This is a genomic window from Actinoplanes italicus (genome assembly GCF_003001815.1).
Classification (GTDB): domain Bacteria; phylum Actinomycetota; class Actinomycetes; order Mycobacteriales; family Micromonosporaceae; genus Actinoplanes; species Actinoplanes italicus.
In genome coordinates, this window is record NZ_PVMZ01000015.1 from 47987 (window position 1) to 62624 (window position 14638).

Genomic DNA, 14638 nt, shown 5'->3' on the forward strand with positions numbered 1-14638 from the left:
GTCACGCCTTGAGCAGCGCCCACACCATCTTGCCGTGGTGGGTGGGCAGAGCTCCCCACCCCTGCACCGCGGCGTCGACGATGTGCAGTCCGTACCCGCGTTCGGTGAGCGGGTCGACCGCCCCGGCACGGATCACCGGGTGGTCACGTGAGCCGTCGAGGACGGCCAGGTGCAGGTAGGCGCCCTGACCCCGGCGGGAGATCAGCACGTCGATCGGGGTGCCGGCGTGCTCGGCGGCGTTCACCACCAGCTCCGAGACGACCAGCCGGGCCCGCGGTACGAGCGATCCCATTCCCCACTCCTCGCAGGCCGCGGTGACCATGTACCGGGCACGGGCGGCGGCGGCCGTGTCCGGGGGCAGGTGCAGGCGTACCCGGTCCATCCGGGGCCGGTGGCTGGTCAGGAACGACCGGGCGAGCGGGACGGTCGGAAAGGCGGGCACCAGCTGCCCGGCGATCACCCCGCCGAGCCGGACGGCCAGGTCGGTCCGGGCGGGCACGCAGGCGGCGACGCCGACGGCCGGTTCCATCCGCAGGCCGTGGGTCGCGGCGGTGAGCCAGAGCGGCGCGCTGATCGCGCCCGGATCGAGCAGTCCGCGCAGGTCGAGCAACAGACCGGCCGGATGGTGGGCCAGGCACTTGTTGAGCAGGTTGAAGGCGGCGAGCCAGAGTGGACGGCCCCAGGAACCGCGCACTGTGAACTCGACGACCCAGGTCTCGTCGTCCACCACCGCTGTCACGGATGGGCCGGCCATCCCCCGACCGCCTCACCGAGTATCTCCGGAGTCCTTCCGGTGACCGTATATCCGGGTCGCGGCGGACGCCAATCACCGGCTGGTGTGGCACGCCCCGCCGGGTGACGGGACGTGCCGTACCGGATGATCGGATCGATCAGTGCGGACCGAACGTGTCGTGGGTGATGAACTGCCCGGCCGGCGGGGTGATCGTGGTGCGGTTGGCACCCGGTTCCCAGGTCACCGTCCCGTCCGGATCCCTCTTGACGTACTTGAACTCCACCGCGGTGTCCGGCGGCAGGCTGAGGCCGCCCGACCACACCGGATAGCCGGCCGCGTCGAGCGCCACGGCCCGTGCCGGATCCCATCCGCCCAGCTCGGGAAGGTTGCCGACGACGAGGACCTGCTGTCCCCACCAGGTCTCGGCGGTGACGTTGAAGGTCGCCGCGACGCGGTTCACCGGGTTCGCCCGGAAGGTCACCCCGGTCCCCTCCCGCAGCGAGGCGGCATCGACGGAGTACGCGAGACCGGCCGTTCCCGCCGGGTTCTCCACGCCGATCGTGGCCCCGAGCCCGGACGACCGCTCACCGGACAGGCCCCGGTATCGGTAGGTGACGGTGCCGTCGGCGTGCAGGACGACGCTCACCGAGATCCGCCCGGCGTAGCCGAAGAAACGCACGTTGCGCCACTCGACCACGAACGTGTCCGCGTCGGCGGCCGTGTAGATGCCGGCCAGCTCGTCGACGACCAGGTCGTCCCAGAGCGCGTAGAACGCGTGGTTCGGCTCGGCGGCGTCCGGCAGAGCCGTGTTCTGGTAGAGGATCTCGATGTCGCCGAGCCCGATCACACCGTTGGTGCTGATCCAGGCACGGTTGCGGGCGACGCCGTAGAGCGGGACCGCGAACGGCAGCGTCACCTCGGTCACCGCGTCGTCGCCGGTGATCGGCAACTTCTCGGTGCCGGCCCGGTAGGGCTCGGCGGCGGGGGCGCAACGGTAGCCGTACGCATCCTCGATCTGCCGCAGCGGAAGGTCGAGGGCGACGTCGCCGCTGACGGTGAGTGATCGGGTCTCGGATGCGAAGCAGCCCCCGAGCGGGCGGACGGTGAGTTCGTAGGCGCCGTGCGGTGCGGCCAGCCGGAAACGCCCGTCGGCACCGGTGGTGACCGTCGCCGGCGTTCCGGTCAGTCCGATCGTGACACCCTCCAGTGGTGATCCGGCACCGCTGACCACGCCGGACAGCACACCCGACGCCCTGCTGGTGAGAGCCGGGTCGAGTTCGGCGGATTCACTCGCCGCGATCGTCACGTCCGCTTCGAACGCGTCGTAGCCGAACGGGGCCACCCGGATCCGGTAGCTCCCGGCCGGCAACCGGCCGAATCGATACGCGCCGTCGGCTGCGGTGGTCACGGTGCGCGACGCCGTTCCGGTGAGGGCGACATCAACCCCACCGAGGGGTACGCCGTTCGCGCGCACGGTCCCGGTCAGACTTCCGGACGGGCTCACCGCGAGTCGCACCGCCGCGTACGCGTCGAGCCGGCCCTGCCCGAACACGTTGTTGTCGCTCGCCGTACCGCCGCAGCTGGTGTCGTCCGTGTCGATCGCCGTCTCGTCCAGGACGTCTCTGGTCGCGGCGATGTCCCGGCGCAGCGACGGTGCCGCCGACCAGATCAGCGCGACCGTGGCCGCGGTGTGCGGCGAGGCCATCGACGTGCCGCTGTTGGAGGCGAACCCGCCGCCCGGGACGCTCGACCGGATGTCCACGCCGGGCGCCGTGAGATCCGGTTTGACGCCGCCGTCCTGACCGGTGCCGCGGCTGGAGAACGAGGCGATCCGGTCGTTCGAGTCGGTCGCGCCGGACGCGTAGGTGCCGGTGTAGGAACCGGGCGTGCCCGCCGTGTTGCAGCCGGGACCGGTGTTGCCGTTGGAGAACGCCGGGAAGATGCCGGCGGCCACCCAGGACCGGATCACGTCGGAGTACCACGGGTCGAAGTTCGCCGCGCTGCCCCACGAGTTGTTCACGACGTCCGGCGCCAGGTCGGGCCGCGGGTTCCGCCCGTTGCGGTCGGTCGGTGCGACGATCCATTGACCGGCCGCGAGCAGGGCCGCCACCGAGCACGAGTTGGTCTCGCAGCCCTTCGCGGCGATCCACGTGACTCCCGGTGCGACGCCGATGCCACCCGACCCGGCCATCGTGCCCATCGTGTGCGTGCCGTGGCCGTTGTTGTCGCACGGGAGCCCGCCGGCGCACACTCCGGTCGGATCGAACCAGTTGTAGTCGTGCAAGAAGCCGCCATCGGCCTGCCGCCCGCGATAGTTCGCGGCGAGCGCCGGATGGTCGAACTGCACACCGGTGTCGATGTTCGCGACGACCACGCCCTGGCCACGGACGTCACGCTCGTCCCAGACGCGGGGCGCGCCGATCCGGTCGACGTTCCACTCGACGGCGTCGACGGTCGCCTGCACCCTGCCTGCGACCGGTGCCGGAAGCGTGACCGGGGTGTCCGGCAGGACGGCCTTGACCTCGGGGCGGGCCGCCACCTCGGCGAGCAGTTCCGCGTCGCCGGTGACGTGCACGGTGTCGGCGATCCAGTACGTGTCGAACTTCGCCTTGCGGCTGGTCAGCAGCTTGCGGAGGCCTCGCTGGCTGCGGTCGGCGCTGTCGGTCGCGGCGCGGTGGACGGCTCCGGCACGGGCCTTTCCCTTCACCTTCGCGGCCGGGGTCAGGTCGGGGCGGTCGCGTAGCAGCACCCAGAAGGAGGCTTCCCGTCCGCCCTTGACGGCTGCGGCGACCGCTTCGTCGATCTTGGGATCGGCCGGGTCCTGCGCGTGGGCGGCGGGCATACCGGCCAATGTGGACACTGACAGCGCGAGGACGGTCAGGGCGGCGCCGAACACCCGCCTCGTTCGGGATCTGCCGGGGTCCGGGCTCGGGCCGCGCCGGTCCTTCGTCATGGGTCTTCCTCCGGTCGGTGACGCACTCCGCCGGGAACGAAGTGCGCCCGAACCCTATTGACCAACCGGATAGCCTTGCAAGTTCTTGCAAAATTTTCAGACTGTTTCAGGTCGATGTCAAAATCGCGTCCCCTACAGTGAAACACCAGCCAGAAGCACCTCAAATGACATTCATCAGTCAGCGATCCACTGCCGGCGCGCACGAATGACGAAAATCACGACCCGGAATATGACGCACACTCTAAGCAAGAATTTGCGCCTCTTTCACAATCCTTCACGCCAAGCTCGTCAGCCGTACGCCACATCGCCACGATGTTGTGAGGTTGCGATGGCCCCGGCGGCAGAAGCTCACAAGATCTGTGATGAGCCAGCCGGCAGGCACACGGCGGTCAGCGGACGGCCGTCAAGCGGGCCACGGTTCGCTGCTTGAGGGCGAACCCCTGCTTGGCGGCGTCGCGGAGGTGGGCCACCAGCGGCGATCGGGAGCGGCGCGCCCAAGGCACGGGGACCTCGGTGGTGCCGTACTTGGATTTGTAAGAGTTGCCGCCGACGAAGTCGAATTCGGTCACGCCGCGCGAGCGTGCCCAGCGCAGCGCGTACCAGATGAGGGTTTCGTTGGGTCTCAGGTTCTGGTGTTCGCGGTAGCTGGCGCCGCCCCAGAAGTACATCGTGCGGTGGTACCAGGGGAGAACCGCGGTGGCGATGCAGCGGCCCTCGGGGTCGCGAGCCCGCAGCAGTAACACCCGGCCGGCCGGTCCGAGGTGACGGATCAACGACCGAACTCTTTCCACGGAATACGTCGGTACCAGATTCTGTTTGGCGAATACGTCCCGCAATTGATCGTAGAATTCGTCGGCGAATGCGGGAGTGGCGCTCACCTCCTCGACGGTGACGCCCGACTTCGCGGCCTTGCGGATGTTTCTGCGGCACGCACTTGCCATCGCGCCGAAGAGATCTTCCTCGCTCGGAATCAATGAGATCACCGCGGTGGGAGCCTCGTCCCAGCGGAGCCCCAGGCCGCCCAGATCGGCGGCGGTCAGGCCGCGGTCGCGGATCTCGAGGTGGGCGGCGCCGGCCTCGCCGAAGGCGAACGGCATCAGGGCGGACAACGCCGCGCGCCGGGGGACGTCCGGGCGCAGGTTGAACCCCAGGTAGGACGTGGTCCAGCCGGCCATCGGACTGCCCAGGATCCGCATGCCGAAGCGCCTGCTCAGCAGGCCGGTGTAGTGGCCGACGACCTGACCCGCGTCGGTGACCGTGGCGAGCAGCGGCTCGGCGCGCTGGCTCTCGGCGACGAATCGGAGCCACTCGGGAGTGTGGAAGATCAGCCGATCCGGGTAGGTCGCCCGGTCTGCCCAGAGGGCGGCGTCAGGCTGCACCCGGTGCAGTCGCAACATGAGGGGTCCCCGATCGAATTATGGCCCGGCGAGCCTGATGATGCTCAACCATAAGTTCATTCCGCAAGGAGCCGATCGGGCTATTCTTAATTGACGCGAATAATACTCGCGTTCCTTATGACAATTGCTACTGCCGCGCCCGTCACGCATTTGCAATGGTTGGTGAGAGCCGCGGGGCACTGCCCCATGGCCGCGACCTGTCGGACAAGCGGGAGGGTGCCGATCGCATGCAGACGGCGATCAGACGACGCCTGAACGAGCTGGGGCTGCGCAGCCGCCTGCGCGCACGGCCCCGGCTGCAGGGACGGATCCTGGCCTCGGCCGGACTACGGCGCCGGCTGCCGAGCGCACCCGGCCTCTACTGCCCCTTCTACCACGACGTCCCGCCGGAGTACGCGAATGACCTGCGCCGCCACCTGCGAGCCCTGCAGCGGATCGGGCCGATGATCTCCTGGGACGACGCACTGGCCGTGCTGTCCGGCACGAAACCGCTGACCGGGCCGGTGTTCTGCCTGTCCTTCGACGACGCCCACCCCACCTGGCTCGAGGTCGCCGCTCCCGTACTGCTCGAGTTGAAGGTCCCGGCGATGTTCTTCCTGACCTCCGGGATGGTCGGGCAGCCGGGCAACATGACCTGGCAGGACTGTCGTGATCTGCTGGCGGCCGGCTTCGACTTCGGGTCGCACACGGTCACCCACCACCGGCTCGCCGATCAGGACGACGCAGCGGCGACCAGGGAGTTCGTCGAGTCCAAGCGGGAGATCGAGGACGAACTCGGCGTCGAGATCAAGGACTTCGCGGCGCCGTACGGGCATCCGGCCGTCGACTTCGGCGACCGGGACGTCGGGATCGCGCGTGACGCCGGGTACCGCAGCTTCGCCACGACGCTGCGGCCGGCCATGCACCCGGGTCACTCCGCGATGTTCATCCACCGGCAGGGACTCCATCCGGCCTGGCCGATCATGGCTGTGAGGACCCGCGTCCATGACTGACACGCGCATCTACCTCTCCCCGCCCGACGTCGGCGACCTGGAACGCAAGCTGCTCCTGGACGCCTTCGACTCGAACTGGGTGGCCCCGGTCGGCCCCGACCTGGACGCTTTCGAGGAGCAGGTGGCCGAGCTGGTCGGCGTGCGGCACGCGGTGGCGCTGAGCAGCGGCACGGCGGCACTGCACCTGGCACTGATCGCGGCCGGGGTGCGCCGCGGCGACACGGTGCTCGTGCCGTCGTTCACCTTCGCGGCGACCGCGAACGCGGTGGTCTACCTGGGCGCGCGGCCGGTGTTCGTCGACTCCACACCGGACAGCTGGAACGTCGACCCGGAGCTGGTCGCCGAGGAGCTGCGGGTCCGGGCCGGGCGCGGGACGCTGCCACGCGCGGTGATCGCCGTGGACATGTACGGCCAGTGCGCCGACTACGACCCGCTGCTGGAGGCGTGCGACCGCTACGGCGTACCGCTGATCGAGGACGCCGCCGAGGCTCTGGGCGCCACCTACCGGAACCAGCCGGCCGGATCGTTCGGGCTGGCCGGGGTGCTTTCCTTCAACGGCAACAAGATCATCACCAGCGGTGGCGGCGGCATGCTCGTCACCGACGACGGGCGGGTCGCCAAACAGGCCAAACACCTGTCCACCCAGGCCCGCGAGCCGGTCGCGCACTACGAGCACCGCGCGATCGGCTACAACTACCGGCTCAGCAACCTGCTCGCCGCCGTCGGCCGGGGGCAGGTGCAGCGCCTGGAGCAGATGATCGCCGCCCGGAAGGCGACCTTCGAGTACTACCGGCGGGAGCTGCCGGAGTTCGAGTTCATGCCGATCGCCGGGTACGGCGTCCCCAACTACTGGCTGACCTGCGCCCTCGTGGACGCCGACGACCGGGACCGGCTGCTCACCACGCTCAACGCGCGCAACATCGAGGCCCGGCCCGCGTGGAAGCCGATGCACCTGCAACCGGTCTTCCAGGACTGCGTGACCCGCGGCGGCGGTGTCTCCGCCGACCTGTTCCGCCGCGGGCTGTGCCTGCCCAGCGGATCCGCTCTGACCGAACACGACCGGAAACGCGTCGTGGACGCGATTCGGGAGGGCTGAGACGCATGCGCATCGTCTACATCCACCAGTACTACTGCAATCCCGGCATGGCCGGGGGCATCCGCTCGTACGAGCAGGCACGCCGGCTGGTCGCACGCGGGCACACGGTCGACGTGATCACCACCGACATCACCCCGGGGGTACGGCAGCTCGGCTGGACCACGACGGTCGAGGACGGCGTGACCGTCCACTGGTTCCGTGTTCCGTACAACAACAACATGTCCTATGCCCGCCGCCTTCGCGCCTTCGCCGAGTTCATGGTGCTCGCCGCCGCGAAGGCGGCGAAGCTGCGGGCCGACCTGGTGTTCGCCACCAGCACTCCGCTGACCGTGGCGGTGCCCGGGGTGATCGCCGCGAAGCTGCGCCGGGTGCCGTTCGTCTTCGAGGTCCGCGACCTGTGGCCCGAGGTGCCGATCGAGATGGGCGCGCTACGCAACCCGGTGCTGCGGAAGGTGGCCGGCGGGCTGGCGAACTTCGCCTACCGCAACGCCTCGGAGGTGATCGCCCTGTCCCCCGGCATGGCGGACGGCGTCGTCGCGCGGCGGCCGGGCACACCGACCACCGTCATCCCGAACGCCGCAGACCTGGACCTGTTCCGCGTCGACCCGGAGGACGTACGCCGCTTCCGGGCCTCGCACGACTGGCTCGGTGACCGGCCGATGATCGTCTACACCGGCGCGCTGGGCGTGGTGAACGGTGTGGAGTACCTGGTCCGGGCCATCCACACGGCCACGAAACTCGACCCTGACCTGCGGTTGCTGATCGTCGGTCACGGCAAGGAGTGGGAGCCGACCAAGGAGCTCGCCGCGCAGCTCGGCCTGCTCGGCTCGGTAGTGCACATGTGGGAGAAGGTTCCCAAGTCGGAGCTGCCGACCATCCTCGGCGCCGCCACCATGTCGAGCAGCACGGTCCGGCCGATCCGGGGCCTCTGGGACAACTCGGCGAACAAGTTCTTCGACGCGCTGGCCGCGTCCCGGCCGATCGCCATCAACTACGGCGGCTGGCAGGCCGACCTGCTCCGCGAGACCGGCGCCGGCCTGGTGCTGGACCCGTCCGACACCGAGTCCGCCGGGTCCGAGCTGGCCCGGCACCTGCGCGACGACCTATGGCTGAAGCGGGCCCGGGACGCCGCGCACCGACTGGCCGTGGAGCAGTTCTCCCGCGACCTGCTCTTCGAGAAGTTCGAGACCGTGCTGAACCGGTCGGCGCGTCTCGAACCCGCCAATTCCTGATCCGATTCGGGGGAACTGTGGAACTGCGTGCGTACGTGCGGGCCTGCCGGCGGCGATGGCCCTGGCTCGTGGTGCCGGTGCTGGTCGCTGCCATGATCGCGGGCGGCCTGACCCTGGCCGGCTCGCCGGGCCACAAGTCGTCCATGGTGCTGTTCGTGAGTTCCGGCACCGGGGATCCGGACGCCGGGGCACGACGGCTCAACTCGTACATCGCGCTGCTGACCGGTCCACGGGTGGCACAGGCCGTGGTTGACCGGATGGGCCCGGAGGTCACGCCCGCACAGGTGCAGAAGAGCCTCGGAGCGCAGATCCGCGAGGGCACCGACCTGCTGGAGATCTCGGCCACCGACGCGGACGCCGAGCGCAGCCGGCAGATCGTCACCACCGCCGCGGCCGTGCTCGTCGGCCTGGCCCGGCAGATCGGCACCCCGGCCGACCCCGACGCGGGCCCCGCCACGACGGTGTCGATCGTGCAGGACGCGGTCACCGTCGAGGAACCGGACAATCTGGCCCGCAACGCCGGTTTCGCCGCGGTGCTGGGGCTGCTGATCGGTGCGATCGCCATCGCGGCCCGCGAGGCCGGAGCCAGTACGGTCGCCGAGGAGGACGACCTGCGCCGGCTCGGCCTGAACGCGGTCGGGACGATCGCCATCGGTGGCCGGACACGCTCCGGACACGCCGATCAGGCGCTGGCCGAGGCGTTCCGGCGCCTGCGCAGCCTGCTTCCGGTTCTCGCCGATCCGCAGGCCACCATCCGGTCCGGCCGCGGCCGGTCGCTGCTGCTGACCGGTGCGATCCGCAAGGAAGGCACCACGGCCGTCACCTGCGGCCTGGCCATCGCGATGGCCGAGACGGGGGCGCGGGTGGTGCTGGTCGACGCCAACATGCGGACGCCGGGCATCGGGCGGTACCTGTCGCTGGACAGCTCCCCCGGCCTGGCTGAGGTGCTGGCCGGAACCGCGAAGGTGCCGGACGTGCTGCAGAACTCGCTGGGCGGCCGGGTGACCGTGCTGCCGGCGGGCGAGCATGCGCCGGACCCGGGTGAGCTGCTCGCCTCGCCCCGGCTGGGCGCGACCGTGCGGACGCTGACCGAGCGCTACGACATCGTGCTGGTCGACGGGCCGGCCCTGCAGGGTACGGCCGACGCGGCCGTGCTCGGGCAGGTCACCGACAGCGCCCTGCTGGTGGTGCGCGCCGGGCGGACCAGGACCGCGGACGTGGAGAAGTCGATCGACCTGCTCCAGCGGGTCGGGGCGAAGCTGGCCGGTGCGGTGCTCAACGCGCTGCCGCGCAAGCTGCCGGCGAACGGTTCGTGGCACGCCCCGGCCGGGGTGGGCACCGGGGCGGACAGTCCCGACCTGGTCTTCGGCCTGGATCCGACACAGTCGCCGCGGCTGGACGACACGTTCGTGTCGCTGCCGGTGGTCGGCACGGCACGCGGCCGGGCCCGGGTGGTGGATCCCGAGATCGAGTCCGCCGCCTCCTCGTCCTCCACCGATGAGAAGCCCGAGGTCCCGTCGCAGCGTTCGGCCGCGGCTGCGGACAGCGACGACCCGGCCCCGGCCACGAACGAGGAGCAGCGACGCGGTGAGTGAGCTGCGAGTCGAGAGCCCGGAGGCCGGTGAGGCAGGTCCGCCACGCTCGCGCGACCCGGTCGCCCTGGCCGGTAAGGTGCTGCGCGAGCCGAGCGTTCAGCTGCTCGCCTCGCAGGTGCTGACCGGCGCCGTCGCGATGGCCGCCAACATCCTGATGGTCCGGTCGCTGAGCCCGACGCATCGCGGTGAGGTCGCGCTGCTGCTGCAGGTGGTGTACCTGGCCACCCAGCTGCTGCTGCTCGGCACCGAACGCAGCTTCGTCGCCGCATACCACAACGTCTCACCCGCGCCGGCGGTCCGTGCCTACGCCCGCCTGCTGGCCGTACCGTGCGTGTTCTTCATGGCCGGAGCGGTGATCTGGCAGGTGGCCGCCCCGTCCCGCCTCACGCCGGGCCCGCTCATCGTGGCGATGCTCGCCTGGTTCGCGCTGATCGAGGCGACCAGTCTGGCCACCCGGTCGATCGCGATCGCGGTGGGCCGGGTCCGGGACTTCCTGCTGGCCCGGGTGATCGAGGCGCTACTGCTGCTGGTCATGCTGGTCGGCCTGTACGTGACCGGCGCCAGCCACCCGGAGACGTGGTTCCTGGCCTACCTGATCGCCGGGGCCACGCCGACGGTGATCTACCTGTTCATCTGGCTGCGGCTGCCGGTCGTGGCGGGAAGCACCCCGCTGGATCCGGAACAGAACCGTCTCGTACGCCGGGAGGGTCTGTCGCTCTTTCCCGCGGCGCTGTCCAACATGGCCATGCTGCGGGTGGACCGCCTGGTCATCCCCGCGCTGGCGTCGACCGCCGCGCTGGGCCACTACACGTCGGTCGCCACCATGACCGAACTGCTGGCGTGGCCGGTCCGGGCGTACGCCGACTCGCGTCTGGGCCGGTGGCGGGCCTCGCACAACGACGGCGGACTCAAGGCGGCGCCGATCGTGGTGTTCGCGGCCCTCTACGTGCTGGTCGTGGTCCCGCTCGTGGCCGGTGGCCTGTATCTGCTGATCGAGCCGCTGTTCGGGCACGAGTACGCGGACGCCAAGGTGGTGGTCCTGCCGCTGGTGGTGGCGGCCGGCCTGTACGCGGTATCCCGGATCAGTCTCGGACTGCTGATCGCCAAGGGTCACGGCGGGCTCGTCTCGGCCGCCGAGATCACCGGCTTCGCGGTGAGCTTCGTGGTCTACGTGGCACTGATCCCGCGCCTGGGGATCCTCGGTGCCGCCTACGGTTCGCTGGCCGGTTACGGCGCGTGCCTGATCTTCGCGATCGTGGCGAGCAGGATAGCGGGCCGCCGGTGAAACGCGCCTTCCTCGCCCCCGGCCTGCTGCTGATCGTCGTCGCGATCGGCGGGCGGTACACCCTGGACCGGGCCGGGCTGCTGGAGCTGGCCTGGGTCGACCTGCGGGTCATCGGTCTGGCCGTCGCGCTGGTCGTGCTCGCCCTGGACACCGTCCAGCGGGATCGGGCGGTACGGGAGGGTGAGGGCTGGCTCGTCGTCGCGGTGCTGTTCTTCGTGTTCCAGATCGCCTCGGCGTTGTGGGCGCCGCCGGCCGCCCGGGTCGGCCCGCAGGTTCTCGACCTGGTGCTGCTCATCGTTCTGGTGCTGGCCTTCTACCAGTACTCGGTCGGCGACCCGGAGACCGTGGTCCGCTTCACCTTCCAGCTGTTCTTCGTGGCCGCGATCATCTACGCCCTCGCCGCGATCTTCATCAGCGGCCCCGGTGAGCAGGGCCGTTACTCGGCGTTCGGCGGCGGTCCGAACGTGTTCGCCCGCATCGAGGTTCTCGGGGTGATCAGCGCGATCGCCCTGTTCATGCTTACCGGCCGGAAGCTGCCGCTGCTGGTGATCCCACTGTTCCTGCTGGCCACGGTGCTGTCGGGCTCGCGGGGCACGCTGGTGGCGGGCGGGGTGGTCGGCTTCTTCGCCCTGTTGAAGCTACGTCACCGGATCAGCGCCGGGGCGATCGCGGCGGCCGGGGTGGTGGCGGTCGTCGCGGTGGGCGCCATCTGGGCGCTGGCGCCGCCCGAGTTCACCGACCTGTTCCAGGAACGGTTCGTTGAACAGACCGTGCAGGAACAATATCTCTCCGGGCGGACCGACATCTGGATGGCCGCCGTACGCATGTTCGCCGACTACCCGGTCGCCGGCTCCGGCCTCGACGGCTTCTACGGCCTGATCGGGGTGAACCAGGCCGTCGAATATCCACACAACTACGTGCTCGCGGTCGCCGCCGAGGGCGGGCTGGCCGGGCTCGGCCTGATGACCGCCTCGATCGTGCTGTGGACCCGGGTGGTCCGCGGTGGCGGGGCGCGTCCCCAGCTCACCGGCCTCGCCGTTGCGGCGGCCGTCTTCGTGGCGCTGAGCGGCCTGTTCTCCGGCGACTACTACGACTCCCGGCTGGCGTGGATGTTCGCGGGCCTGGCCGCCGCGGCGGCGCTCTCCCAGCCGGTTGACCACGAGCGGCGCAGTCTGGCGGTGGCCCGATGAGGCGGCGCACGGTGCTGGTCGCGGGGCTCGGTGGCGTCACGATCGCGGGTGCGGCCGGTCTGCACCTCGTCCGCGCCGCCGATGACGTCCCGGAGGTCCGGCAGCCGTTGCCGGCCGCGCCGCCCGCGGTCGAGGAGGCCGCGAAGATCAAACCGGTCGCCTACTGGACCGGCATCTACCTGAAGAGCTGGGACTACTCGTACCAGAACGGGACGCCGCTGAGCCGCTCGAAGGACAGCCGCGACCACTACGACCTGGCGTACGACGTCGACGCGTGCACGGCCATGTTCCGGGCCACCGGTCAGTCCCGCTACCTGGACCGCGGCCTGACGTTCCTGGAGAACGTGATCGCCGCCGCGGTGCCGTCGGCGTCACTGGCGAGGAGTTCGTTCCGGGACCGCTACCAGGGCTGGGCGTCGAGCCGCGCGGGCGGGGGCGGCGACGAGTTCCCGCTCTACGAGTCCTACCTCTGGCGGTACGGCACGAATCTGCTCGTGGCCATGAAGGACCTCGCCGACGCCGGCCATCGGGCCCGCTACGACCGGCTGCTCGCCTTCGCCGAGACGAACATCTTCGACAAGTGGCACTCGCGCGGCCCGAAGAGCCACATCTACCGCGAGCGGACCCACATGGCCGCACACTGGGCGCTGATCGCGATGAACCTCGCCCATCTCACCGCCGATCAGGCCCGCAAGGCCCGGTGCAACGCGGTGGTCGACGAGATCAGCACCCAGTTGCGCGGCCAGTTGCGCCGCAACCCCGCCGAGCCGACCGCCTGGTTCTGGAGCGATGTCTGGGGCTCGGCGAAACAGCCCGGCCAGGACGTCGGCCACGGCAACGGGGTCGTCACCTATGTGGTCGAGGCCCACGACCGCGGCCAGGGGTGGTCCGGCTCGGACATGGCCGCGTTCTCGGCCCTGCTCACCAAGGTCGTCTGGCCGGGCGGGACCACCTATCGGGCTTTCGTCGACGGCACCGGCACCGACAACGGCTGGTGGTCCGACGGTTTCGTGAAGCTGGGCCGCTACGACCCGGCCGTCCAACTGCGACTGGAGAAACACCAGGTGGTGAACGATCAGTTCGCCGCGAACATGGCGCTCAACGCCCGCCTGTTGAAGGCGTGAACGCCGGAAGGAGAAACCCGACATGACGGCATCGCTGCTGGAACCGGCGGCCCGCGAGTGGAAGGAGACGCTCGCGCACGTCGGACACGACATGTACCACGTGCCGGAGTACGTCGTCCTCGACGCACGGCTCTACGGTGGCGCCCCGGCCGCGTTCCACTTCGAGCGCGACGGGCGGCGGCTGCTGATCCCGTTGATCCTGCGGGACATCCCGGACTCGGATCTGCGGGACGCGATCTCGCCGTACGGCTACCCGGGCCCGGTCGGCTCCTGCGAGGACGCGGCCTTCTGGGACCAGGCTTGCACGGCGTTCGTCGCGACGCTGCGGGAGCAGGGTGTCGTCTCGGCCTTCATCCGGATGCACCCGCTTCTCGGGGCGCCGTCGCCGGCCCTGAAGGAGCACGGCGTCGTCGTCCATCACGGGGAGACGGTGTCGATGGACCTGACCGTCTCCGAGGACGAGATGTGGAAGCAGACGCGCGCCGACCACCGCAACCACATCAACCGGGCCAAACGTGCCGGCACGGAGATCGTCTTCGACGACTGGGACCGGCTCGGCGAGTGGGTCGAGGTCTACCACGACAACATGCGCCGGGTGGGCGCCACCTCGTACTACTTCTTCACCCGAGAGCATCTGGCGGCCCTGCACGACGCGGTCGGCGACAAGATGCACCTGGTGGTGGCGCTGGAGGACGGTGAGGTCGTCGGGGGCAACACCTTCTTCTCGTACGACGGGATCGCGACCGGATACGTGTCGTCGACCCGGCGGGCGCCGAAGCGGTACGCCGACGAGTTGCTCTACGACTCGGTGCGCCGCTGGTGCAAGTCCCGCGGCGACGAGGTGTTCCACCTGGGTGGTGGCAAGGGCGGGGCGAACGACTCGCTGTTCTCCTACAAGGCCGGGTTCTCACCGAGCCGGCACGCGTTCCACACCTGGCGCGTCGTCGCCGACCGTGAGGCGTACGGGCGGCTGGTCCGCGAACGCCGCCCGGAGGCCGACCCGGCCGATCTGACCGCCACCTTCCCGGCCTACCGATAGGA

General features: G+C 70.2%; 11 protein-coding genes. 8 read left to right on the forward strand and 3 right to left on the reverse strand.

The window, feature by feature from the left end; all coding sequences use genetic code 11:
• Position 1 precedes the first annotated feature (1 nt).
• From CLV67_RS31325 to CLV67_RS31335, 3 genes are all read right to left on the reverse strand, one after another.
• Complete coding sequence (locus tag CLV67_RS31325; protein WP_106324848.1) at positions 2 to 754, reverse strand: ATP-binding protein; 753 nt, start codon at positions 752 to 754, stop codon at positions 2 to 4.
• Positions 755 to 890: 136 nt separating this feature from the next.
• Positions 891 to 3686, reverse strand: a complete 2796-nt coding sequence (locus CLV67_RS31330) for a S8 family serine peptidase (protein ID WP_106324850.1) — start codon at positions 3684 to 3686, stop codon at positions 891 to 893.
• Positions 3687 to 4075: 389 nt separating this feature from the next.
• Positions 4076 to 5083, reverse strand: coding sequence for a lipid II:glycine glycyltransferase FemX (locus CLV67_RS31335; protein ID WP_106324852.1), 1008 nt, complete (start codon positions 5081 to 5083; stop codon positions 4076 to 4078).
• Between the two features lie 227 nt (positions 5084 to 5310).
• Between CLV67_RS31335 and CLV67_RS31340 the strand changes: the two genes are divergently transcribed.
• From CLV67_RS31340 to CLV67_RS31375, 8 genes are read left to right on the forward strand one after another with little or no spacing between them, the layout of a single operon-like run.
• Positions 5311 to 6075, forward strand: coding sequence for a polysaccharide deacetylase family protein (locus CLV67_RS31340; RefSeq protein ID WP_106324854.1), 765 nt, complete (start codon positions 5311 to 5313; stop codon positions 6073 to 6075).
• Positions 6068 to 7171, forward strand: a complete 1104-nt coding sequence (locus CLV67_RS31345) for an aminotransferase class I/II-fold pyridoxal phosphate-dependent enzyme (protein WP_106324856.1) — start codon at positions 6068 to 6070, stop codon at positions 7169 to 7171. The genes CLV67_RS31340 and CLV67_RS31345 overlap by 8 nt, the downstream gene beginning before the upstream one ends.
• A gap of 5 nt (positions 7172 to 7176) precedes the next feature.
• The gene (locus CLV67_RS31350) at positions 7177 to 8403 is read left to right on the forward strand and encodes a glycosyltransferase family 4 protein (protein WP_106324858.1); all 1227 of its coding nucleotides are present in this window, start codon (positions 7177 to 7179) and stop codon (positions 8401 to 8403) included.
• A gap of 17 nt (positions 8404 to 8420) precedes the next feature.
• The gene (locus tag CLV67_RS31355) at positions 8421 to 9998 is read left to right on the forward strand and encodes a tyrosine-protein kinase domain-containing protein (RefSeq protein ID WP_146169359.1); all 1578 of its coding nucleotides are present in this window, start codon (positions 8421 to 8423) and stop codon (positions 9996 to 9998) included.
• Positions 9991 to 11283, forward strand: coding sequence for a lipopolysaccharide biosynthesis protein (locus tag CLV67_RS31360; RefSeq protein ID WP_239166774.1), 1293 nt, complete (start codon positions 9991 to 9993; stop codon positions 11281 to 11283). The genes CLV67_RS31355 and CLV67_RS31360 overlap by 8 nt, the downstream gene beginning before the upstream one ends.
• Complete coding sequence (locus CLV67_RS31365; RefSeq protein ID WP_106324860.1) at positions 11280 to 12473, forward strand: O-antigen ligase family protein; 1194 nt, start codon at positions 11280 to 11282, stop codon at positions 12471 to 12473. Before CLV67_RS31360 ends, CLV67_RS31365 begins: the two co-directional genes overlap by 4 nt.
• Positions 12470 to 13597, forward strand: a complete 1128-nt coding sequence (locus CLV67_RS31370) for a hypothetical protein (RefSeq protein WP_106324862.1) — start codon at positions 12470 to 12472, stop codon at positions 13595 to 13597. The genes CLV67_RS31365 and CLV67_RS31370 overlap by 4 nt, the downstream gene beginning before the upstream one ends.
• Positions 13598 to 13619: 22 nt before the next feature.
• Positions 13620 to 14636, forward strand: coding sequence for a GNAT family N-acetyltransferase (locus CLV67_RS31375; RefSeq protein ID WP_106324864.1), 1017 nt, complete (start codon positions 13620 to 13622; stop codon positions 14634 to 14636).
• Positions 14637 to 14638: the final 2 nt, after the last annotated feature.

Excerpts from the sequence above, each read along its gene's own strand:
- CLV67_RS31325 (WP_106324848.1), bottom strand. The coding sequence starts at position 754 with ATGGCCGGCCCATCCGTGACAGCGGTGGTGGACGACGAGACCTGGGTC.
- CLV67_RS31330 (WP_106324850.1), bottom strand. The coding sequence starts at position 3,686 with ATGACGAAGGACCGGCGCGGCCCGAGCCCGGACCCCGGCAGATCCCGA.
- CLV67_RS31335 (WP_106324852.1), bottom strand. The coding sequence starts at position 5,083 with ATGTTGCGACTGCACCGGGTGCAGCCTGACGCCGCCCTCTGGGCAGAC.
- CLV67_RS31340 (WP_106324854.1), top strand. The coding sequence starts at position 5,311 with ATGCAGACGGCGATCAGACGACGCCTGAACGAGCTGGGGCTGCGCAGC.
- CLV67_RS31345 (WP_106324856.1), top strand. The coding sequence starts at position 6,068 with ATGACTGACACGCGCATCTACCTCTCCCCGCCCGACGTCGGCGACCTG.
- CLV67_RS31350 (WP_106324858.1), top strand. The coding sequence starts at position 7,177 with ATGCGCATCGTCTACATCCACCAGTACTACTGCAATCCCGGCATGGCC.
- CLV67_RS31370 (WP_106324862.1), top strand. The coding sequence starts at position 12,470 with ATGAGGCGGCGCACGGTGCTGGTCGCGGGGCTCGGTGGCGTCACGATC.
- CLV67_RS31375 (WP_106324864.1), top strand. The coding sequence starts at position 13,620 with ATGACGGCATCGCTGCTGGAACCGGCGGCCCGCGAGTGGAAGGAGACG.